The organism is Bradyrhizobium shewense (genome assembly GCF_900094605.1).
GTDB lineage: Bacteria > Pseudomonadota > Alphaproteobacteria > Rhizobiales > Xanthobacteraceae > Bradyrhizobium > Bradyrhizobium shewense.
This window is the reverse complement of the sequence record NZ_FMAI01000011.1, coordinates 98,193-119,003: the sequence shown is the minus strand read 5'-3', so window position 1 is coordinate 119,003 and position 20,811 is coordinate 98,193. Positions and strand designations below refer to the sequence as shown.

At 62.9% G+C, this 20,811-nt stretch carries 14 protein-coding genes and 4 pseudogenes; 10 read left to right on the top strand and 8 right to left on the bottom strand.

Features of this window, described 5'->3' with window-relative positions; translation table 11 throughout:
* Positions 1 to 85: 85 nt before the first annotated feature.
* The gene (locus GA0061098_RS21655; RefSeq protein WP_245323464.1) at positions 86 to 676 is read left to right on the top strand and encodes a TetR/AcrR family transcriptional regulator; all 591 of its coding nucleotides are present in this window, start codon (positions 86 to 88) and stop codon (positions 674 to 676) included.
* 32 nt (positions 677 to 708) lie between these two features.
* Here GA0061098_RS21655 and GA0061098_RS21650 read toward each other — a convergent pair whose 3' ends face one another.
* The 6 genes from GA0061098_RS21650 to GA0061098_RS21625 form a co-directional block, all read right to left on the bottom strand.
* Complete coding sequence (locus GA0061098_RS21650) at positions 709 to 2,217, bottom strand: tripartite tricarboxylate transporter permease (RefSeq protein ID WP_091960681.1); 1,509 nt, start codon at positions 2,215 to 2,217, stop codon at positions 709 to 711.
* 8 nt (positions 2,218 to 2,225) lie between these two features.
* Positions 2,226 to 2,711 (bottom strand): tripartite tricarboxylate transporter TctB family protein, encoded by a 486-nt coding sequence (locus GA0061098_RS21645; protein ID WP_091960678.1) that lies wholly within the window; start codon positions 2,709 to 2,711, stop codon positions 2,226 to 2,228.
* A 3-nt stretch (positions 2,712 to 2,714) separates the two neighbouring features.
* Positions 2,715 to 3,662 (bottom strand): tripartite tricarboxylate transporter substrate binding protein, encoded by a 948-nt coding sequence (locus GA0061098_RS21640; RefSeq protein WP_245323475.1) that lies wholly within the window; start codon positions 3,660 to 3,662, stop codon positions 2,715 to 2,717.
* A gap of 141 nt (positions 3,663 to 3,803) precedes the next feature.
* Positions 3,804 to 4,784, bottom strand: coding sequence for a Bug family tripartite tricarboxylate transporter substrate binding protein (locus GA0061098_RS21635; RefSeq protein ID WP_091960669.1), 981 nt, complete (start codon positions 4,782 to 4,784; stop codon positions 3,804 to 3,806).
* Between the two features lie 125 nt (positions 4,785 to 4,909).
* Positions 4,910 to 5,695 (bottom strand): 2-keto-4-pentenoate hydratase, encoded by a 786-nt coding sequence (locus GA0061098_RS21630; protein ID WP_091960666.1) that lies wholly within the window; start codon positions 5,693 to 5,695, stop codon positions 4,910 to 4,912.
* A gap of 5 nt (positions 5,696 to 5,700) precedes the next feature.
* Positions 5,701 to 7,401 carry an acyl-CoA dehydrogenase family protein gene (locus GA0061098_RS21625; protein ID WP_091960662.1) on the bottom strand — a complete coding sequence of 567 codons (1,701 nt, stop codon included), beginning with the start codon at positions 7,399 to 7,401 and terminating at the stop codon, positions 5,701 to 5,703.
* Positions 7,402 to 7,601: 200 nt separating this feature from the next.
* Here GA0061098_RS21625 and GA0061098_RS21620 point away from each other — a divergent pair, with 200 nt between their 5' ends.
* The 4 genes from GA0061098_RS21620 to GA0061098_RS21605 all read left to right on the top strand — a co-directional run bounded on the left by GA0061098_RS21620 (position 7,602) and on the right by GA0061098_RS21605 (position 11,947).
* Positions 7,602 to 8,531 carry a LysR substrate-binding domain-containing protein gene (locus GA0061098_RS21620; RefSeq protein WP_091960657.1) on the top strand — a complete coding sequence of 310 codons (930 nt, stop codon included), beginning with the start codon at positions 7,602 to 7,604 and terminating at the stop codon, positions 8,529 to 8,531.
* A gap of 102 nt (positions 8,532 to 8,633) precedes the next feature.
* Complete coding sequence (locus GA0061098_RS21615; RefSeq protein WP_091960654.1) at positions 8,634 to 9,845, top strand: ABC transporter substrate-binding protein; 1,212 nt, start codon at positions 8,634 to 8,636, stop codon at positions 9,843 to 9,845.
* A 33-nt stretch (positions 9,846 to 9,878) separates the two neighbouring features.
* The gene (locus GA0061098_RS21610; protein WP_091960650.1) at positions 9,879 to 10,331 is read left to right on the top strand and encodes a VOC family protein; all 453 of its coding nucleotides are present in this window, start codon (positions 9,879 to 9,881) and stop codon (positions 10,329 to 10,331) included.
* Between the two features lie 5 nt (positions 10,332 to 10,336).
* A complete protein-coding gene (locus GA0061098_RS21605; protein ID WP_165637513.1) occupies positions 10,337 to 11,947 on the top strand; it encodes an AMP-binding protein in 1,611 nt (536 codons plus the stop codon).
* Positions 11,948 to 12,225: 278 nt separating this feature from the next.
* Here GA0061098_RS21605 and GA0061098_RS21600 read toward each other — a convergent pair.
* Positions 12,226 to 12,954 (bottom strand): annotated as a pseudogene (locus GA0061098_RS21600) (IS5 family transposase); the annotation flags it as partial.
* Positions 12,955 to 13,467: 513 nt separating this feature from the next.
* On the opposite strand from GA0061098_RS21600, the pseudogene GA0061098_RS21595 reads away from it, so the two are divergent.
* The 5 genes and pseudogenes from GA0061098_RS21595 to GA0061098_RS21575 form a co-directional block, all read left to right on the top strand.
* Positions 13,468 to 15,996: pseudogene (locus GA0061098_RS21595) on the top strand (arylsulfatase).
* A 103-nt stretch (positions 15,997 to 16,099) separates the two neighbouring features.
* Positions 16,100 to 16,378 (top strand): hypothetical protein, encoded by a 279-nt coding sequence (locus GA0061098_RS21590; RefSeq protein ID WP_129590909.1) that lies wholly within the window; start codon positions 16,100 to 16,102, stop codon positions 16,376 to 16,378.
* 49 nt (positions 16,379 to 16,427) lie between these two features.
* Positions 16,428 to 17,435, top strand: a complete 1,008-nt coding sequence (locus tag GA0061098_RS47445) for a hypothetical protein (protein WP_208610666.1) — start codon at positions 16,428 to 16,430, stop codon at positions 17,433 to 17,435.
* Positions 17,436 to 17,792: 357 nt separating this feature from the next.
* Positions 17,793 to 18,844: pseudogene (locus GA0061098_RS21580) on the top strand (IS110 family RNA-guided transposase).
* Between the two features lie 233 nt (positions 18,845 to 19,077).
* Positions 19,078 to 19,861: pseudogene (locus tag GA0061098_RS21575) on the top strand (IS3 family transposase); the annotation flags it as partial.
* A 300-nt stretch (positions 19,862 to 20,161) separates the two neighbouring features.
* Here the strand turns inward: GA0061098_RS21575 and GA0061098_RS21570 are convergent.
* A complete protein-coding gene (locus GA0061098_RS21570) occupies positions 20,162 to 20,788 on the bottom strand; it encodes a copper chaperone PCu(A)C (RefSeq protein ID WP_165637512.1) in 627 nt (208 codons plus the stop codon).
* Positions 20,789 to 20,811: the final 23 nt, after the last annotated feature.

The window sequence follows — 20,811 nt, the reverse complement described above, 5'->3', positions numbered from 1 at the left end:
CACCCACACGGCGCTAGCTATGTCAACTGTCATATTGTAGCGTCGGACGACGAGGTGCCCGATGACGTCCGATACGAGAGCGAAAATGGTGGCCGGGGCCGCCGATCTGATGAGCCGCCGCGGCGTGAATGCGACGAGCGTACGGGAGGTCGTGCGCCACACCGGCACGCCGCGCGGATCGATCAGCCATCATTTTCCCGGGGGCAAACGGCAGCTCATCGAAGATGCCATTGTCTTTGCTGGCACCCAGGTCAGCGGTCCCCTGCGGCATCTCACCAGCGAACGGGGGGCCATGGCCGGCCTGCGCGCCTTCATCACGCTTTGGAAGAGGACGCTGGAGCAGACGAATTATCAGGCCGGATGTCCGATCCTGGCAGTTGCCGTCGAGGAATATGTCAGCGATCCCTCCGATCAGGAAACCGCCGGCGGACAGGCGATCCAGCGCCATCTGCTTGATCTCGCTCAGGGCATCTTTGCGGACTGGCAGCAGATCCTGTCCAACGCACTGAAGCAGGAAGGCCTCACCGCGTCGCGCGCACGGCGGCTTGCCACGCTGATCGTCGCATCGGTCGAAGGTACGGTCGCCATGTGCAGGGCTGCGCGTAGCGCCCAACCCCTGGAGGAGGTCAGCCACGAGCTCGAGCTCCTGCTGAAGGGCGCAATCGACAAGCCATAGCGTCGAGAAAGCGAGAGCCGCACAGGTCAACGTCAGGCTCCCTCGTCAAGCGCCACCAGTTCGCGCTTTCTGCGCAGCGTCGGCAACAGCGGTCCGATCAGCAGCACCAGAGCAAGCGCGAGGCACACCGCCGAGATCGGCCGCGTCACGAAGGTGCCGAGATCGCCCTGCGAGAGGATCAGCGACTTGCGCAGATTGTTCTCCAGCATCGGCCCGAGCACGAAGGCCAGCACCAGCGGCGCCGGCTCGTAGCCGAGCTTGCGCATGAAATAGCCGATGATCCCGAACGCGATCATCACATAGACGTCGAAGACGTTGTTGCCACTGCAATAGACGCCGATAATGGTGAAGAGGATGATGAGGGGGAAGAGGATGTTGTAAGGCAGCTTCAGAAGCTGCACCCACATGCCGATCATCGGCAGATTGAGCACCAGCAGCATCAGATTGCCGATATACATGCTGGCGACGATGCCCCAGAACAGCCCGGGGTTCTGCGTGATCATCAGCGGTCCCGGTTGCAGCCCGTGAACCACGAAGGCGCCGAGCAGCAGCGCCATCACCACATTGGGCGGAATACCGAGCGTCATCAGCGGAATGAACGCGCCGCCGGCTGCGGCGTTGTTGGCCGCTTCCGGCCCTGCGACGCCTTCGATGGCGCCATGGCCGAAACGTTCGGGCGTCGCGGAGAGCCGCTTCTCCAGCGCGTAGGAGGCAAAGGACGCCACGACGGCGCCGCCGCCCGGCAGGATGCCGAGGAAGAAACCGAGAATGGTGCCACGGCCGACCGGGCCGGCGCTCGCCTTCCAGTCCTCCTTGTTCGGGAGGAGCCGGGTGATCTTGGCATTGATGATGTCGCGCTTGATGGCCTGCTCGGTGTTGAGCAGGACCTCGGCGACGCCGAACAGGCCCATCACGACCGGCACGAGTCCGATGCCGTCCATCAGTTCTATGCGACCGAAGGTCAGGCGCGGCTGCGCCGTAATGCTGTCGAGCCCGATCAAGCCGAGCACGACGCCGATACAGGCCATCAACAAGGCCTTCGCCATCGAGCCCTGGGTGAGGAAGGTCAGCACCACGAGCCCGAGCGCCATCAGGCTGAAATACTCGGCCGGACCAAAAACGATGGCGACGCTGGCGAGCTTCGGCGCGACCAGCATCAAGGCGACCAGCGAAAAGGTGCCGGCGATGAAGGAGCCGAAGGCGGCGATGCCAAGCGCGGGACCCGCGCGGCCCTGCTTCGCCATCTGGTGGCCGTCGATGCAAGTGACGACGGATGCCGCCTCGCCGGGGATATTGACCAGGATCGAGGTGGTGGAGCCGCCATACATCGAGCCGTAATAGATGCCGGCCATCATGATAATGCCGGATTCCGGCGTGCCCGAGAGCGTCACGGGCAGCAGCAACGACATCGCCGAGATCGGCCCGATGCCCGGCAGCACGCCGACCAGCGTGCCAATGAAGACGCCGATGAAACAGTAAAGCAGGTTGATCGGTGCCAGTGCGACCCCGAAGCCATGCGCGACATTGACGAGAGTATCCATGACCGTGCTCAGCCGATACCGAACATGCCGGACGGGAGCTGAATGCCAAGCGCTTGCTTGAGCAGCCACCACATGCCGACGGGAACGAGGATGGAAATTGGAACCGCCAGCGACCAGCGCACCGGGTCGATCAGGCGCATCAGCAGCAGCGTCAGAGGAATGGCGGCGAGCAGGAAGCCGAGCGGATCGAGCGCGATGGCGAACCCGGTGAGGCATGCGATGACGATGACCGGCTTGGCCCAGCGCGTATCTTTCCAGCGCGAGCCGAAAGTCGGCCCGCCTTCGGTGATCGCGGCAACCATGATCGTTGCCGCAAACGCGCAGATCAGGATGCCGGTATAAAACAGCACGAAGCCCGGGCCCGGATCGTGGATGGTGCCGAGCTTGAGCTTCAGGCCGGACCGGATCACGAAGATGCCGAGCCCGAGCCCGATCAGCCCGCTCCAAAGCTCCGAATTGTCGAGGCGGACCTTGACGTTGCTATCGCCGCTCATGGGTCAGTTCTTCTTGCCGAGCCCGAGTGCATCGATCACCTTGCGCTCAGATTCGGTGACCTCGACGACGAACTTCTTGTAGTCCTCGCTGTTCTTGTAGTTCGGCACCATGTCGTATTTGGACAGCGTCGCGACCACGGCCGGATCATCCAGCGCCTTCTTGAAGGCGTCGTGCAGCTTGGCGACGATCTTGGGGTCCATGCCCTTCGGGCCGGCTATGCCGAACGGCGAGTCGTAGACCACGGGATAGCCGAGTTCCTTCAGCGTCGGCGCATCGGGAAAGTTCGGCGAGCGGCTCGCGGTCCACACCATCAGCAGGCGCAGCTTGCCGGCGTCGACCAGCGGACGCCAGCCGGTGGCGTCGGCCTGCAGCATCGTATGCTGACCGAGCACTGCGGCATTCGTCTCCGCGCCGCCCTTGAACGGGACAGCCGTGAGCTTGATGCCCGCGAGCATGGCGATCTGTTCCATCCCAACATGCGGCGAAGTCCCGACGCCAGGCGTCGCATAGGTGACCTTGCCCGGATTGGCCTTGGCGTAGTCAACCACGTCCTGCCATGTCTTGAACGGACCTTCCGCACTGGTCGTGACGCCGAAGGTGTAGCCCGAGAGGTGGATGATATAGGTGAAATCCTTCGACGGATCCCACGGGACTTCCTGCATCAGCGGCAGGCGGAACACTCCCATCGGGAGCTGCGCGATGGTGTAGCCGTCGGGCTTCGCGGATGCGGCCATGGTGGCTGGGCCGACCGTGCCGCTTCCTCCGGCCTTGTTGTCGATCGCGATCGGTTGTCCCAGCACCTTCGAGGCGCTCTCGGCGATCGCGCGCATGGTGAGGTCGGTCGATCCGCCGGCCGGCCAGGGAATGATCAGCGTGATCGGCTTGATCGGGTATTCCTGTGCGCCGGCGCAGACGGGCACGAACATGGCGAGTGCCGCGATCGCAATCATCAAACTGCTGCGTTGAAACATAAAATCTCTCTCCAGTGGTTCGCTCGAGCTCGTGTCTTCATGTGTCCTGCCGGCGGCCTGCCATCGGCACCGTGAATCCCCTCCCCTGGCGGACCACGACTGCCGATGGCTTCTCCCGCCTCAATCAATTCGCAGCGCGATCGAGTTGATGACGTCCCGCCATTTGGGAATTTCCTGCGCCATGAACGTCCCCAGATAGGCGGGACTGCTCGACGGCGCCGGGATGATTCCCTGCGCATCAAGGATCGGCTTGATCGAGCTGTCGTTCATGGCGGCGACGAACGCCGCGTTGAGCTTCGCGATGATCGGCTCAGGCACGCCCTTCGGCGCGACGACGCCGAAGAACACGCTGACGTCGAAACCTTTCAGGCCCTGCTCGTCGAAGGTCGGCACATCGGGCAGAACCGGCGTCCGCTCGATCGTCGTGACGCCGAGCGCGCGAAGGAGTCCGGCCTTGATGTGAGGTGCGGAGACAAAGATGTCGGCAAAGCTCATCTGAACCTGGCCGCCGATCAGATCGTTGATCGCTGGCGCGCCGCCACGGTACGGCACATGCAGGATGTCGGTGCCGGCAATGGCATTGAACATGACGCCGGCGAGGTGAGTGGATGCGCCATTGCCGGACGAGGAGAAGCTCAGTTTTCCCGCATTCGCCTTCGCATACGCGATCAACTCCTGCACATTCTGCGCCGGCACAGAGGGATGCACCGAAAGCACGTTGGGCATTTTTCCGATCATGATGACCGGATCGAAGCTCTTGATCGGATCGTAGCTGAGCTTCGCGTACAGGCTCACATTGATGGCGAGAGGGCCCGACGTCCCGAACAGGAGGGTGTAACCGTCGGCCGGCGAGTTCGCGACGAAGTCGGCTCCGACGTTGGCGCCGGCGCCGGCACGGTTTTCGACGATGACGGGTTGGCCAAGCTTGACCCTGACACCCTCGGCCAGAGACCGCGCCAATGCGTCCGTCGGCCCGCCGGCTGCAAAGGGCACGACGAATTTGATCGGTCGCTCGGGAAATTCCGCCCACGCCATCGCGGGCATGGACAACGCGATGGCCGACCCAAGAAGTAATTTGCGGCAAAGACCGATGAACTTCATAGGCTGCTCCCCTCCCCGCAAGGCTGACGCCATGCCGTTTTTCAGCTCCTTGCCGGTTGGGTCTGGCGATATCGTCGCGCAGCACGTCCGACTTATTATTCTGGGAAAATGTCCGTTCGATCAGATCACGCGTATGTCACCGTCACGCTGCCGAAAGGTCCGAAATCCGCGACGAACGTCTCTCCGGCCTTCGGTCTCAACATTCCCGTCACCGTGCCGGTGCTGATCATCTGCCCCGCCTTCAGGCCGATGCCGGTCCGCGAGAGTTCGTTGGCGAGCCATGTCACCGGCACGATCGGATGGTCGAGCGCGATGGCGGCACTGCCTTTCCGCCTCAGTGTCCCGTTGCAGGTCAGCACGACCTCCTGGCCGGCAATGTCGCGCTCCCGCCAGTTCTCGATCGGCGGACCGTATGCAATCGTCCCGCTGCCGGCTCCGTCCGCAAGGATGGCGGGCAGCGGAGGAAACGCGGCGTCATGGACGAAGCGACACTCGGCCAGCTCCACGCCCGGATGCAGCGAAACGACGGCTTCCTTGACTTCTTCGATGCTGTAGGGAGCTTCACGCGGCGGAAGATCGGCGCCGAGCAGCGCCTGGTACTCGACTTCGGGAATGGGACTGCACTGGCGTGCATACTCGACCGTGACGGGTGCTTGCTTGATGAGCGGCGCGTAGACCCGACCATAGATCGGCGAGTCCGTGCGCAGCTCGCGCTGCAACCCTTCCTTCATGGCCGCAATCTTCCAGCCCGCGACGGTCCAGCCGAGCTCCTCCTCGACCATGCGCGCGACGCGGTAGGCGGTCGGCTTGTCCGGCGGCACGAGACGCAGGTCGAGGCCGCTCTGCTGGCGTCCTTGGCGGCGCAGGCTTGCGAGTAAATGGGCGAGTTCGCGTGGTGCCGACTGATCCATCGCGATTACCTCACCAGCAGCTCGGCCGCGCGCGACAGCGGCACCGGCGCCTCGCCCAGCAGCAAGTCGATGGCCTCGTCCTCCCAGCGCCGGCTCTCCAGGTTCAACGTGTTCGGCTCTTGCACGCGGTGCTCCAGCACGAATCGCGCAAGCAGCAGGCGGCGGGCGTCGCCGCCGGATGCGCCCAGACGCAAGCCCTCCTGGATGAACAGCGCGGCGGTGACGGCATGATAGAGCTTGCCGGCAGCGGCACGGCAGAAGCGCTCATTCTCTGGGCGTGCCGCGACCTCTTCCGCGAAGCGCATGGCGCTATTGATGGCGCCCTCAAGCCGCGTACGAAATTGGCCGGGAACACCCTGCATTTCGGCGAGCCGAGACGCGAGATCGTCGCGCAGGGCGGCGTGCGCGCCGACTTTTCCAACGGCGCGCTGCACGGCATCAAGCGCGTTGATGTTGCTGGTGCCCTCCCAGATCAGGCCGAGATGGGCATCGCGCACCAGCCGCGCGTTCGGCCAGTCCTCGATATAGCCGTTGCCGCCGCGCGCCTCCATCGCACCGGTCGCCACCGTGACATTGTCGCGGCAGGCCCGGTATTTGACGATCGGCGTCAGCAGCCGCAGCACCTTCTCCGGTGCGGTTGCCGAATAGAGCAGCGCGGACAGCGCCTGCTCGGTCGGCACCATCAGCTTGACGAGCTGCCGGCGCATCAAGGGATGATCGACCACCGCACGACCGAAGGCATTGCGATGACGGGAGGCCTGGAGCGCCTCGTTGAGGCAGCGGCGCATCATCCCGGCGGCACGTGCCAGATGCGAGACACGGCTGGAATTCACCATCACCAGCATATGCTTCAAGCCCTGATCGAGCTCACCGAGCTGATAGGCGACGGCACCATCGAACACGATCTCGCCGCTGGCCATCGTACGGCTGCCGAGCTTGTCCTTGAGCCGCATGATCCGATAGGCGTTGCGGCTGCCATCCGGCAGCGTCTTCGGCATCAGGAACAGGCCGAGGCCGCGCCCGCCGCCGACTGCGCCCTCCGGCCGTGCCAGCAACACGGCAAGCTCCGCATCGGCGTTGGAGCAGAACCATTTTTCACCATAGAGCCTCCAATGCGCGCCATCGCGCACGGCGGTCAGTTCGGCCGCACCGACATCGGAGCCGCCCGCCTTCTCGGTCATGAACTGCGCGCATTTGAGCAGCGTGGCCGGATCCTGGCTCCACATCCGCGAAAGATATCGTTCATGAAGCTCGCCGCTACCGAAGCGCCGAACCAGCTCGGAGGAGCTGTCGGTGAGATTCACCGGACACAGCAGGCCGAATTCGGCCTGCGCGAACAGGTAGTGAAACACGTATTTCGCGAGCGGCGGCATGGCCGAGGGCCAGCCGAGCACGCCGCCGCGGTTGCACATCGCGTGCATGCCGAATTGTCCGAAAGCGATCTGCTCCATCTCGCGATAGGCCGGGTGATATTCGACCCACTCCTCGTCGTGGCCGTAGAAGTCGCGGGAATGCAGGACGGGCTGATGGCGCTCGGCTTGATCTGAAAGGTCGTGAAGCCTGCCGCCGGCGAGCGCGCCGAGCTCGGCAAGATGCGGCTCCAGATGCGCCAGCAACGGCGCGTCCATGTAGAGGGGAAGCAGATCCCGAATGCTCCGGTCGATCGCAAAGTAGTTCAGCCCACGGCAGGTGGGCGCTAACGCCATCGAGCGTCGGGACGACGCTTCGCGACGGGCCAAACCGGCATGAACGGTCATGAGCTTCCTCTCCGGACGGACGCATCTTGGGCGGGGCGGACCCCGGGCCAGTGTTCGGGTATGACTTGACAGCGCTCCACGCAAACGACTTCTTGGGCGGGCGCCTTGAGCGAAACTCAAGGCCCGGTCATCCCGCGGGGCGCACCATCATGGCTTCACGACGACTTCCTCCACTCCATGCCGTGCGGGCATTCGAAGCGGCCGCACGACACCTGTCGATCACGCGAGCGGCCGACGAGTTGAACGTGACGGTCGGCGCAGTCAGCAGGCACGTCCGCGCGCTCGAGGTGCGCATGGGCACCGCGCTGTTCCTGCGGGGATCGCGCGGCCTGGTCCTGACCTCGGCCGGCAAGGCGTTCGCCGATTCCACCCGCGAGGCCCTCGATCGCATTGCGGATGCCGCTGAAGGCCTGCACCTGCGGCAGTTCAGACGGCTATCCGTCGGCGTCTACGGATTCTTCCTGTCGCGTTTTCTCCTGCCGATATGGCCGGGGCTCAAGGCGGCACATCCCGAGCTGGAGATCGATCTGCACACCAGCGCCAACCCGGTTGATCTTCTTGCCAGCCGCTACGATGCCGTCATTGCCGTCTCGGACGGAGAGCCGAGAGCCGGCCTCGTCACCCGGCCTCTGCTGCCGATCGCCACCGTGCCGGTCTGCTCGCCAGCTCTGCTGAAGGATGGCGCGCTGGATTTCGCGTCCGTTCCGCTGCTGCACAACAGGCCGCGGCCAGACGATTGGCGGCGCTGGCTCGACCATGCGCAGCTCACCAAGGTGCCGATCCGCGGCGGAAGCAGCTTTGAAAATCTGGGGCTCGCGATCGAGGCCGCTGCGGCCGGGCTCGGCGCCGCCATCGCCATCGAGAGCCTGCTCGCTCCGGACCTTGCGCAACTCAATCTCGTCAGAGCGCATCCCGTGGTCCGGCCGACACGGCGCCACTTCGTGCTCGAATATGAGCAACGCATGGCGGACGATCCGGCGGTCGCGGCCTTTGCCACGTGGCTCTGCAATGCCAGCAAGCAACAGGGCGCCGACAAGGCGGCGGCCAGGACATCCTCGCGAAAGCGTGCAAACGATTGAGTTGAGTTTCACTCAAGGGACACCGCGAAAACCTCGTTTGCCAGTCCGAACCGGCTCTGACACAGACCCCGCGTCACGCACCGATGATGGGGGAAACGCGGGATGAGGCTGCTATTCGGGATGCTGGTCGCGGGACTGGCGATCGGCGCAAGCGCGCCAGCACGAGCACAGATCACCGGCGACATCGTGAAGATCGGCGTGCTGACCGACATGTCCGGCATCGTCTCCGATGCCACCGGCGAAGGCTCGGTCGTCGCAGCGCAACTGGCCGCGGAAGAATTCGGCAACCGCGTCGCCGGCAAACCTGTCCAGATCGTCTTCGCGGACCATCAGCTCAAGCCTGACGTGGCCGCCAACATCGCGCGCAAATGGTTCGAGCAGGACGGCGTGGACGCCATCGCCGACGTGCCAAACTCCGCCGTCGCGCTCGCGGTGCAGGAAGTCGCCCGGACGCGCTCGCGCGTCATGCTGTTCTCGTCGCCCGGAACGACGGCGCTCACCAACCAGTTCTGCTCGCCGACCAGCGTCGCCTGGACCTTCGACACCTATGCCCTTGCGCGCGGAACGGCCAAGACCGTGGTCGAAGGTGGCGGAAAGATCTGGTACTTCGTGACGGCCGACTACGCCTTTGGCCATCAGCTTCAGAAGGATGCCAGCGCAGTCGTGCAGGCCAATGGCGGCAAGGTGCTGGGAGCCTCGGCGCACCCGCAAGGGACCACCGATTTCGCCTCCTTCCTGCTTCAGGCGCAGGCATCCAAAGCCAACATCGTCGGTCTCGCAAACGCCGCCGGAGACACGGTCGCAACCATCAAGCAGGCCGAAGAGTTCGGCCTCACCGCCGGTGGGCAGAAGATGGCGGCGATGCTTCTGCTGCTCACTGACGTCCACTCGCTCGGCCTTCAGGCGACACAAGGCACATTCCTCACGACGCCCTTCTACTGGGATCTCAACACACAGACCCGCGCCTGGTCGGAGAAATTCGCGGCACGACGCAAGGGACAGCGGCCCACCTTCATGCAGATCGGCGTCTACGAGGCCGTCCGTCACTATCTGCAGGCGATCGAGGCAGCCGGCTCGGACGACGCCAACAAGGTGATCGAGAAGATGCGCGCCACTCCGATCGAGAGCGCCTTCACGCATGGCGCCACGATCCGCGAGGACGGCCGCGTCGTCCGCGACATGTACCTGGCAGAGGTGAAAGCCCCCAAGGACTCCAAGGGCGAGTGGGACCTCTACAAGATCCTCCGCACGATCCCAGCCCAGGACGTCACCATTCCGCTGGCCGAGAGCACCTGCCCGCTCGTGAAGCGCTAACCCGATATCCGACTTCAACATCCGAGGACGACAATGACGACACCCGAGAACGAGTGGCAGTATCCTTATGGCACCAAGCAGCGCTATCACCTGCAGCATGTGCACCTGTTCGCATCCAATGTCGATGCCACCATCGACTTCTACAGGACATGGTTCGATGCCGAGGTGATGTGGGACGGCGACGTCGCCGGCGCCCGTAACGTCTTCATCAAGGTCGGCATTGGCGCGCTGCATCTCTACGACCAGCTTCCGCGCGGCGAGGGCAAGAATGCCGTCCACCATCTCGGCATGCAGGTCGTCGGTATCGACGAGCTGTACGACCGTATGAAGGTCGCCGGCCTGCATATTCCCAATCCCATCCGCCGCCTCGGAGGAGGCGGCGGCTATTTCATGCTCGGCGCCCCCGATGGCGTCGTCATCGAAATCTTCGAGCCGGGCAAGCTCCGCGAACCGGTGGTCCGGAGCTACTATGGCTTTGGGGGGTGAGACCCGTGGACACCGCTCCTCCGCTCGATACTGTCGCCGACCTCGTGGCAGCCCAAGCTCTGAAGGCGCCTGACAAGACGGCCCTGACATTCGTGGACGTGACGTCTGACGGCATTTATCGGACCGAGGAGCGCTCCTACGCACAGCTGGAACGAAACGGCGCTGCGCTCGCGCGGCGCCTCGCCGCGCTTGGCCTTCGGCGCGGCGAAACCTTCGCCCTGATGATGGCCAATCATCCGGAATTCGTCGAAGCAATGCTGGCCGCCGCAATGCTGGGAGCAGTCTTCGTGCCGATCGATCCCAGAACGATCGGCGAGAAGCTGAGCTTCATGCTGTCGCATGCCGAGTGCCGCGGAGTGATCTGCTCGGCAGACTGTGCGGCCGCCATTGCGGGCCTGGACGGTAATGCCCTCTCCTGGGCCGTGATCCTCACGGAGAATGGCGCCTGGCCTCCCTCGGTCGCACGGATGAACCTGAGCTACCGGGATGTCTTGAAGGAAGGCGGATCCAGCGATCGCATCGACGTTTCGCCGGCCGATCCCATGATGCTGATGTTCACCTCGGGGACGACAGGCAATCCCAAGGCCGTGGTCATCTCGCACGGCGCCTATATGAGCCGGGCGCGCGGCATGCACGGGATCGAGCTCGATGCCGATGACGTGCTCTACACCGGCCTGTCACTAACGCACATCAATGCCCAGGGTACGCTGCGCATCGGCCTGACGGCAGGCTTGCCGGTCGTCATCAGCCGCAAGTTCAGCAAGCGCCATCTCTGGTCGATCTGCCGGAGATTCGGCTGCACCATGTTCAACATTCTCGGCGGCATGATCCCGGAGATCTACAGCATCCCGGAAGCGCCCGACGATTCCGACAATCCGGTTCGCCTCATCATCAGCGCCGGCATGCCGCCCGAGCTCTGGAAGGAGTACGAACGGCGCTATGGCGTGCAGATCTGCGAAATCTACGGCTCGACCGAAGGCGGCGGCGCCCTTACCAACCCGCCGGGATGCGGACCGATCGGCAGCCTGGGCAAGCCCCCGCCCGAGCTCGAAGCCGCGGTATTCGATGACGACGGACAGCGCTGCCCGCCCATGCAGCCCGGCGAGCTGCGCTTCCGGCGCCGGGATGGCGTACCGATCAAGACCACGTATTTCAGAAACCCGGAGGCAAGCGACGCCAAGGTCATGGAAGGTTGGTTCCGCACCGGCGACGTCGTCCACGCTGACGAAGACGGCTGGTTCTTCTTCCACTATCGGATCGGCGGAGGCGTTCGGCGCGACGGCGACTTCATTAACACGGCGCTGGTCGAAGCCGCTCTGATCAAATCGGGCCTCCTCTCCGACGTCTTCGTCTACGGCGTCGCGACACCACGAAATGTTGCGGGCGAGAGGACCCTGGTCGCAGCGGTTGTCCCGCGCACGCCTGATTTCAGCGAAGCCGCGCTGCTCACATATTGCAGGTTGGTATTGCAGAAGCGCGACATTCCCGAGCTCATCCAGGTCTTGACCGAGATTCCGAAAACGATCTCCGAGAAGCCGATCGAGCGGGCCTGCGTCGAGCGGCTGCGGGCGGATGGCATGCTAAGCCAATCGGCGTCTGAGCACTCAAGCGCCTGATTGCGAAGCCCTACATTCTCCAAGGGCACACTTGCGGCGCCACGCCCGTCGCAGCGCGGCGCGACTTGCTGGGCGAGCTTGTCGCCGACGCTGTGGCGACCACCGATCGTCATCACCGGCATGACAAGCCGGCGATCACTCAGGGATGCCACCAGGGCAGCGTCGGTCTTGAGCGTCCGATAGAGGTTGAACCGGCGGTCATCCTTATCCCTCGAATCTGGTGATCGCGACAAAGGTGGGGCCCGTCTTCGGCGCGGATGGCAGCTTCCGGCCGGGCACCGGCTTGACGCAAGTTGAACGAAGGCGAGGTAGTTGGCGGCAAGCCTGTCGTAGCGCGTTGCAACCCGACGACATTGTTTGATCCTGTTGAAGAACCGCTCGACCCGGTTACGGGAGCGCTAGAGATATGGGCTGAAGCAGATCGGATCGCTGCGATTGCTCTTCGGCGGGATGTTCGCCCACGCGCCCTTCTTCATTGCAAGCTCTCCGATCCAGTCGGCGTCATAGCCGCGGTCGGCAAGTAGCATTGACCCGGATTTCAGACGAGACAGCAGTTTTCTGGCAAGCCGGACGTCGTGGGCCTCACCGGGGCTCAGCTCCAGCCGTACCATCAGACCATTGCTATCGACCAACGCATGAATTTTGCTGGTCAAACCGCCGCGCGACCTTCCCATCGACTGATGCTGATTCCTTGTGATGCACGCTCCATGCTGATGCACGCGGACGATGGAGGTGTCGATCATCTGGACAGCGGCATCATGAGCCGAGGCAAGTGTGTCTATGATGCGGCCCCAGACACCAGCCCGCCGCCAGCGAACGAAGCGGCTGTAGCACGTCGTGTACGGACCAAACGCCTCGGGTAAATCACGCCAGGGTGCTCCGGATCGCAAGACCCAGAAAATGCCGTTGAGGACGCGGCGGTCGTTAACCCGTGGAACGCCACGTGGCTTGTTCGGCAGCATCGGCTTGATGGCGGTCCATTCATAATCGGTGAGTTCGTAGCGCATGATTCGAGCCCCCAATTTTGAGAGTTTGAATCACGGGGTGCTGGCGAACGCAACGGATGCTGCCGTTCGTGACTAGCAACTCGAGTCGTCAGAACTTTCTCCCCTCTCGAGCAAGCCATGTGACACGATGCACTCGCCAGGCAGACTGGGCTGCGGCGATAGGGCAATGGAGTTAACCCATTTGCCTTCGCCGGAGATGCCGTCACCTTTGATTTGGATCAACACTCGACGGCCAAATGCCATCTCAAGTAGAGTGGCTGCGGTGCAGGGGAGTATTGTTTTAATGGATACTCGCAAGATATTTGTTTCGCTGATCCCCGCCTTGTCATAGCTCCGGTATCTGCAGAGCAAACACAAGGACTAGCACGAGCCCGTCAAAGCACCGCTCGCGCGCGAACCGTCTTTAGCGAGATCGAGACGCAGACTGCCCCAAGGTGGCTACGCAATGCCGACGGGCGATAAGTTTTCAGTTTTCCGGTCAGTTAGGATCAATTGGTTTTCGGGAGATTGCCAATGATGATCGTCTCGAACTTGCAACGCCGAGCCACTTCACGCTTTCTACTCGCTGCTCTCTTGCTGTTGCCGTTGATACCCCGGAATGGTCACGCGCAGCAGATCACTGGCACCCCCGGCTCGCCGAACGCGACCACCACCATCGACGGCCGCACTCTGCCTCCCCCGCCCCAGTCTTTCCGTGGCGAGATCGGCCTCGACGCCCTGCGATCCAAGCCGGCGTGGCCGATGCGCGTGGTGCCCCCGAAGGGCGCGCCCAACGTGCTCCTGATCCTCACCGATGACGTCGGATTCGGGGCGCCGTCCACCTTCGGAGGCGTCATTCCGACGCCGACCCTCGACCGCATCGCGGCCAACGGCCTGCGCTACACCAACTTTCACACCACATCGCTGTGCTCGCCGACGCGTGCGGCGCTGATCACCGGGCGCAATCACCATTCTGCCGGCTTCGGCGTGATCTCGGAACAGGCGACGGGCTTTCCCGGCTACGACAGCATCATCACCAAGGATACTGGCACCATCGGGCGCATCCTGCTGGAGAACGGCTACCGCACATCGTGGTTCGGCAAGAATCACAACACGCCGACGTATCAGGCGAGCCAAGTGGGCCCGTTCGATCAATGGCCGGGCGGCATGGGTTTTGAGTATTTCTACGGCTTCATCGGCGGCGACACCACCCAGTGGCAGCCGCTGCTATTCCGCAACACGACACGCATTGAGCCCTATCGCGGGACACCCCAGTGGAACCTGATCACCGGCATGGCCGACGAGGCAGTCGGCTGGCTCGACCATCTCAACGCCATCGATCCAGCGATGCCGTTCCTGCTTTACTACGCGCCCGGCGGCACCCATGCACCGCACCATCCGACGCCGGAATGGGTGAAGAAGATCAGCGACATGCACCTGTTCGACAAGGGGTGGAACGCGGTGCGTGATCAGATTTTCGCCAATCAGAAGCGTCTCGGTGTCATCCCGCAGGACGCCAAGCTCACGCCCTGGCCCGACGATCTGCTGAAGAGCTGGGACAAGCTGAGCGACGAGGAGAAGAAGCTCTTCATCCGCCAGACTGAGGTCTACGCCGCCTATCTCGCCTATACCGACCATGAGATCGGCCGCGTCGTGCAGGCGGTTCAGGACATGGGCAAGCTCGACAATACGCTGATCATCTTCATTAGCGGCGACAACGGCGCATCCGCCGAAGGCACTGTCAACGGCACCCCGTTCGAACTCGTCCCGTTCAACGGCGTGACGCTGCCGGTCTCGCAGCAGATGCCGTTCTATGATGCCTGGGGCACCGACAAAACCTATCCGCATTATTCCGTCGGCTGGGCCTGGTGCTTCGACACGCCGTTCAAATGGACGAAACAGATCCCCTCCTTCTTCGGCGGGACCCGCAACGGCATGGCGATCTCCTGACCGGCGCGCATCGCCGACAAGGGCGGCATCCGTCACCAGTTCCACCACGTGATCGACATCGTGCCGACCCTGCTGGAGGCCACGGGCATTCCGGCGCCGGTGACGATCGACGGCATCGCGCAGAAGCCGATCGAGGGCGTCAGCCTCGCCTATACCTTCGACAAGGCCAAGGCCGACGCACCGTCCCCGCACCGCACGCAGTATTTCGAGATGATGGGCGTGCAGGGGATTTACAACGACGGCTGGATGCTCAGCGCAATTCCGCAGCGCGCGCCGTGGGATCTGGCAGGCAACGCGGTTCCGAATCCTGCCTCTGCGTTCAAGTTCGAGCTCTATGATGTGAAGAACGACTGGACGCAGATGAACGATCTGGCTGCGGCCAACGCTACCAAGGTGCAGGAGATGCGCGACCTGATGTTCGGCGAGTTCGCCAAGTATCAGGTGCTGCCGCTCGACGCCTCGGCGGCCACGCGCCTCGCCTCTCCGCGCCCCTCGGTCACGGCGGGACGCAGGGAGTTCACCTATACGATGCCGGTGGCGCATCTGGCTGAAAGTGTGGCGCCAAGCTTGCTCAACACGTCCTACACCATCACGGCCGATGTCGACGTGCCGCAGGGAGGTGGTGAGGGCGTCGTCGTCACCTACGGCGGACGGTATGGCGGCTACGGGCTGTACCTGCTCAAAGGCAAGCCGGTGTTCCTGTGGAACGTGCTGGGGATCGGCATGGTGCGCTGGGAAGGCGGCGAAGCGCTCGCTCCCGGAAAACATACCCTGAAGTTCGACTTCAAATACGACGGGCTGGGCTTCGCCACGCTCGCTTTCAACAGCGTCAGCGGCATCGGCCAGAGCGGCACCGGAACCCTGACGGTCGATGGCAAGGCCGTGGCGACGAAGAAGATGGAGCGCACCGTCCCCATCATTCTGCCGATCGACGAGACCTTCGACATCGGCGAGGATTCCGGCACGCCGCTGGACGATCGCGACTACCAGGTGCCCTTCGCCTTCACCGGCAAGGTCAACAAGGTGACGGTCGCGCTCGATCCGCCGAAGCTGACGGCGGAGGACGAGAAGAAGCTGATGGACGGCGTGCGCCTCGCGCGCGACGCCAAATAGGATCGGTGCCGACGTAGAACCATGAGTCGCAAGGTAGGGCGTGCGCCCCACCTGCTTAGTCCGTCTGGTTTTGGTGTCTGCCAGTGGCACAGGTGGAGGCGTCGTGAAAGTTCGTTTCGTCCTGATCTCAGCTCTAGCTTTTGGCGTTCTGCCCGTTGGGTTTTCCGTGTCGCTCGCGCAAACCGCCGGCGAAACGCCTCCGGGCATGCTCGCGGCCCAGATACGCATGCAAGGCTTTGCCTGTGACAAACCGCTCGGCGCCAGCAAGGACACAAAGCGCTCGAAGCCGGATCATGACGTCTGGGTTCTCAGGTGCGGCAACGCGACCTATCGGGTCAGCCGCTTTCCCGACATGGCAGCAAGGGTGAAGGCCCTTCGATGACCCGGTCATGGCTACGACGCTTTTGATGTTATGCCTCCGGTGAGCAGACGTGGCAGAAGGGGCGCGAAAGAACCGCAAGCGCGAAAAGGCCGGCACGAAGGCGCGCACGTCTGAACCTGCGCATCCCGCGCAAGCGTCCTCGGTCACCAGGCTGAAGGCCGCTGTGCTGCTGGGCGGTTCGCTGCTCGTTCTGGTCGCGGGCGTACTACTCTGGCCCAGAGTTTCGAACGTCCCGGCCAAACCACAACAAACCGCCGAACTGACCTTTGTCGGCAGCGAAGCGTGCAGCGGCTGCCATGCGACGGAGACAAAGCTCTGGCGGACCTCGCAGCATCGGCACGCGATGGATCATGCGACCGACCAATCCGTTCGTGGCGACTTCAACGACGCGGTGTTTGAATACGCCGGCATGCGCTCGCGCTTCTCCCGTCGCGATCGCAAATTTCTTGTCGAGACAGACGGTCCAGACGGCAAGCCTGCGACGTTCGAGATCAAGTACACCTTTGGCCTCGACCCGCTGCAGCAATATCTGATCGAGTTTCCGGACGGCAGCATCCAGGCGCTGTCGATCGCTTGGGACACCAGGCCGAAAGACCAGGGCGGCCAGCGCTGGTTTCACCGGCGGCTCGGCGAGATCGCGCGCGAGATGAAACGGATCGTTGATTGCATCGTCATCACGGGCATGCCGCCAGAACAGTTCGTTGCCCGGCTGCAGGAGCTTGAGGCCGAGAAGGCCAAGGTCATAGCGGGGCTTGAAAGCGCCAAAGAAAGCGACAACGTCATCGCCCTGCACCCCAAGGCGCTCGACCGCTACAAGCGCGCCGTTGTGGAACTAGCCGTCGAAATGAAACGCGGCACTCCGAGCGAGTTCGCGACGATCCGCGAGCTGGTGACGGCAATCGTCGTACACGCCAGCCCGAGCCGACCTGGCGGAGCCGGGACCAAAGCCAACGTCGAAGATGACCGGAGGGTGCGGATCGACATAAAGGGTCGCCTCGCCGCGCTCTGCGGCAATCCCTGTTTCCGAACATGGCTATGTCGGGGGGAACGTTGGTAGCGGGAGAGGGCTACCACCTTTCCACACACCAACCAGCTCTACGATATTCGATCCAATCTTACGCATAGGCAGTTCGTGAGCCCTGGGGCGAGCGGAGCTTTACGCTCATACAGGGGAACGTTGAAAGACCTCGAGCTTACCAGTCGGACGAAAGCGACTTCTGTCGCGGAAGATCGTCGGCATATCGGACCAGCCGTACCTGACCTGACCTGCCACTGAGTATTTCCTCCAGAAGGAGTTAAAGTCCGGCCCGAAGAAGGACGGACAGATGAAACGAGCACGGTCCACGGAAGACATGGGGTATTCGGTCCGGATCGCCTGACCGATTTGCCGCGCGGCACGTTTTGGCTGACGATCATGGACCAACTCCATCCGGAAAGGAGAAAAGCCATGATCTACGTCGGCCTCGATGTTTCGCTGAATTCCGTTGCGGTATGTGCGGTGGACGAGACCGGAAAGCTTATCCGGGAGGGAACCACGTTGGCGGACGCGCCATCGATTGTGCAGTACCTTGAACCATGGGCTGGTCAAGTTGAACGGGTGGGCCTTGAGGCAGGACCGATGTCAGAATGGATGACCGCAAATCTACGAACTGGGGCTGCCGGCCGTCAGTTTGGAAGCCCGCCAGGTTAAGGCGGCACTTTCGGCCATGCCGGTGAAGACTGATCGGAATGACGCCCGTGGGATCGCGCAGGTGGTGAGAACGGGATGGTTCAAGCCTGTTCACGTCAAGAGCATCGGCAGCCAAAGGGCGCGGACGCTGGCCGCGGCTCGCAAGCATATCATCCGCTCCATCGCTGCCGCAGAAGCAAGTCATCCGCGGACTTCTGCGTCCGCTCGGTCTCAAAGTCGGAATCGTCTCGCGGACTCTGTTCCCGACGCGAGTTCGTGAGTTGGTCAGCGATGACGCCTTACTGGAGGCGATCATGAAATCCGCTGCTTGCCGGACGCGAAGCGCTGATGCAGGAGTACGCCCGACTGCATCGTCTGGTCCTAAAGGCCGTGCGCAGTGACCCGGCTTGTCGGCTCTTGATGACGATGCCGGGGATCGGCCCGGTCTCTGCGTTGACCTTCCGCTCCACTGTGGACGATCCGAGGCGATTCCTGCATTCTCAATCCGTCGGCGCCTTCTCGGGTTAACGCCCCGGCGATACCAATCTGGCGAGGTTGATCGGGTGGGACGGATCACAAAAGTCGGAGATGGAGAGACGCGCACAGCCCTGTTCGAAGCTGCCAACGTCGTTCTCAGGCCATTAACGCGATGGTCTTCGATGAAGGCCTGGGCGGTGCGTGTTGCCCACCGGCAAGGAAGCAAGCGTGCGAAGGTCGCGCTGGCCAGAAAGATGGCTGTCGTCCTTCACCGAATGTGGGTTGATGGAACCGAATTCCGATGGACGGCGGTGGCGTAAGGACGCCATCGCCATCCCAAGAGACGCCCGTCGCGGGGCGTGGGGATGGTCGAGTTCGTATGATCTGTCGTGGCGTCCGCCCTCCAGGTCGGGTGACTACGCCGAAGAGCTTGAACCGACCATTCAACCGAATCCCATCGTGTGGCGGCTTTGCCGACCACGAACAGAAGCAAGGTACCCGCGGCAGCGCTCTTAAGGGATTGACAGAAGCAGACCGAATACAGAAGCAGATTATGGCGGTGCTGGAGGAGCATGAGGCCGGGGCGAAGAGGCCGATCTGGCTCGCAAACACGGGATCTCCGAGGCGACGATCTACAATTGGAAGGCCAAATTTGGCGGCATGGACGTTTCCGAGGCGAAGCGGTTGAAGGCCCTGGAGGAGGAGAACGGGAAGCTGAAGAAGCTTCTGGCCGAGCAGATGCTCGATGCGGCCGCACTTCGCGAGCTCCTTTCAAAAAAATGGTAGGGCCCGCCGCCAAGCGCGCTGCGATCGCGCATCTGCAGGCCGTCATGAGCCTGTCGGAACGGCGGGCCTGCTCGATCGTGGGTGCGGATCGGAAGATGATCCGCTATCGCTCCAGCCGCCCGCCGGACGCAATTCTGCGTGGCCGATTGCGCGATCTCGCCAACGAGCGGCGGCGTTTCGGCTATCGCCGCCTGTTCGTCCTGCTGCGGCGGGAGGGCGAGCCATCGGGGATCAACCGGATCTACCGGCTTTATCGCGAGGAAGGGCTCACCGTCCGCAAGCGGCGTGCTCGCGCAAAGCCGTGGGGACCCGGGCCCCCGATCCTGGTCGAGGCCAAGCCAAATGCCCGCTGGTCGCTGGACTTCGTCCACGACCAGTTCGCCAATGGCCGACGCTTCCGCATCCTCAACATCGTCGACGACGTCACCAAGGAATGCCTGGGCGCCATCCCGGACACGTCGATCTCGGGGCGGCGCATGGCCCGCGAACTCACGGCGATCGTCGAGCGACGCCGCAAGCCAGGAATGATCGTGTCCGACCATGGCACCGAGCAACGCCATGCTGGCTTGGTGCAAGGACGCAGCGGCCCAGATCTGTGCCAGCGCCGTCTCGATCTCGCCCTGCGGCGGCGCGTAAGCGCGATGCGCATACCCTCATCGTCCGGCGCCGGCAGCGCCTTGCGATCCAGCTTGCCATTCACCGTCAAGGGCAGCACTGCCAGCCGCACAAACGCCGCCAACCATGTAGTCCGGCAGGTGCGCGCCCACATGCGCCCGCAACGTAGCGGCCAGCTCAGCTCCAGCGCCATCGGGCTCATCCGATTGAGCTTCATGCTTCGCCCTTCTCCTCTTTTAGTGGTGAGTGTGATGATGGATTGGCGTATCATCCTCTTCAGCCAAGCCTGCCGGCTCGATCGTGAATTCGATTTCTATGGTGCCCGCCTTTTCGAATTCCAACGTCCCTTTGACCATCTCTCCTTCCTTTAGTGCGCCGTGAAGTCCTTCAAACAGAATCCGCGCGCCACCGGGTTGAAGACGAACGAAACCACCAGGTTCTATTTGAAAGCCATGCTCATGGGCTGGCCGTGCGCCTGCATCGGCTTCCTGCAAGATCCCCTTCTCGCCCGAAAGCGACGCCCCGAGCAACCGATCGGGCCCTGTGCCCCTGTTCTGAATTTCGATCACATAAGCCGTCGTCGCGGTATTGGTCGTATCCTTTGCAGCCACCCAAGGGTGCTGGATCAGTAGTGTTCCGACCTCCAACTCATGGCTGAAGGTGGTACTGTAAAAAAAAGCCAGGACGGCAACACCGGCAATCGGCGACAGCAATGCCCTTGCAGTCGCCTTCAACATCGTGGGTTTCCAAGGCATCATGGCCTCCTCTGTAATCCGCGTTTTAGCGCTTACCACTTTATGTTCGCGGGAAAGGTGGTCAGCGAACGTTTCCCGCAATTGCCGCTTCCAACTGGTCTGGATCAAGATCATTCCGCTGAATGCCGGCA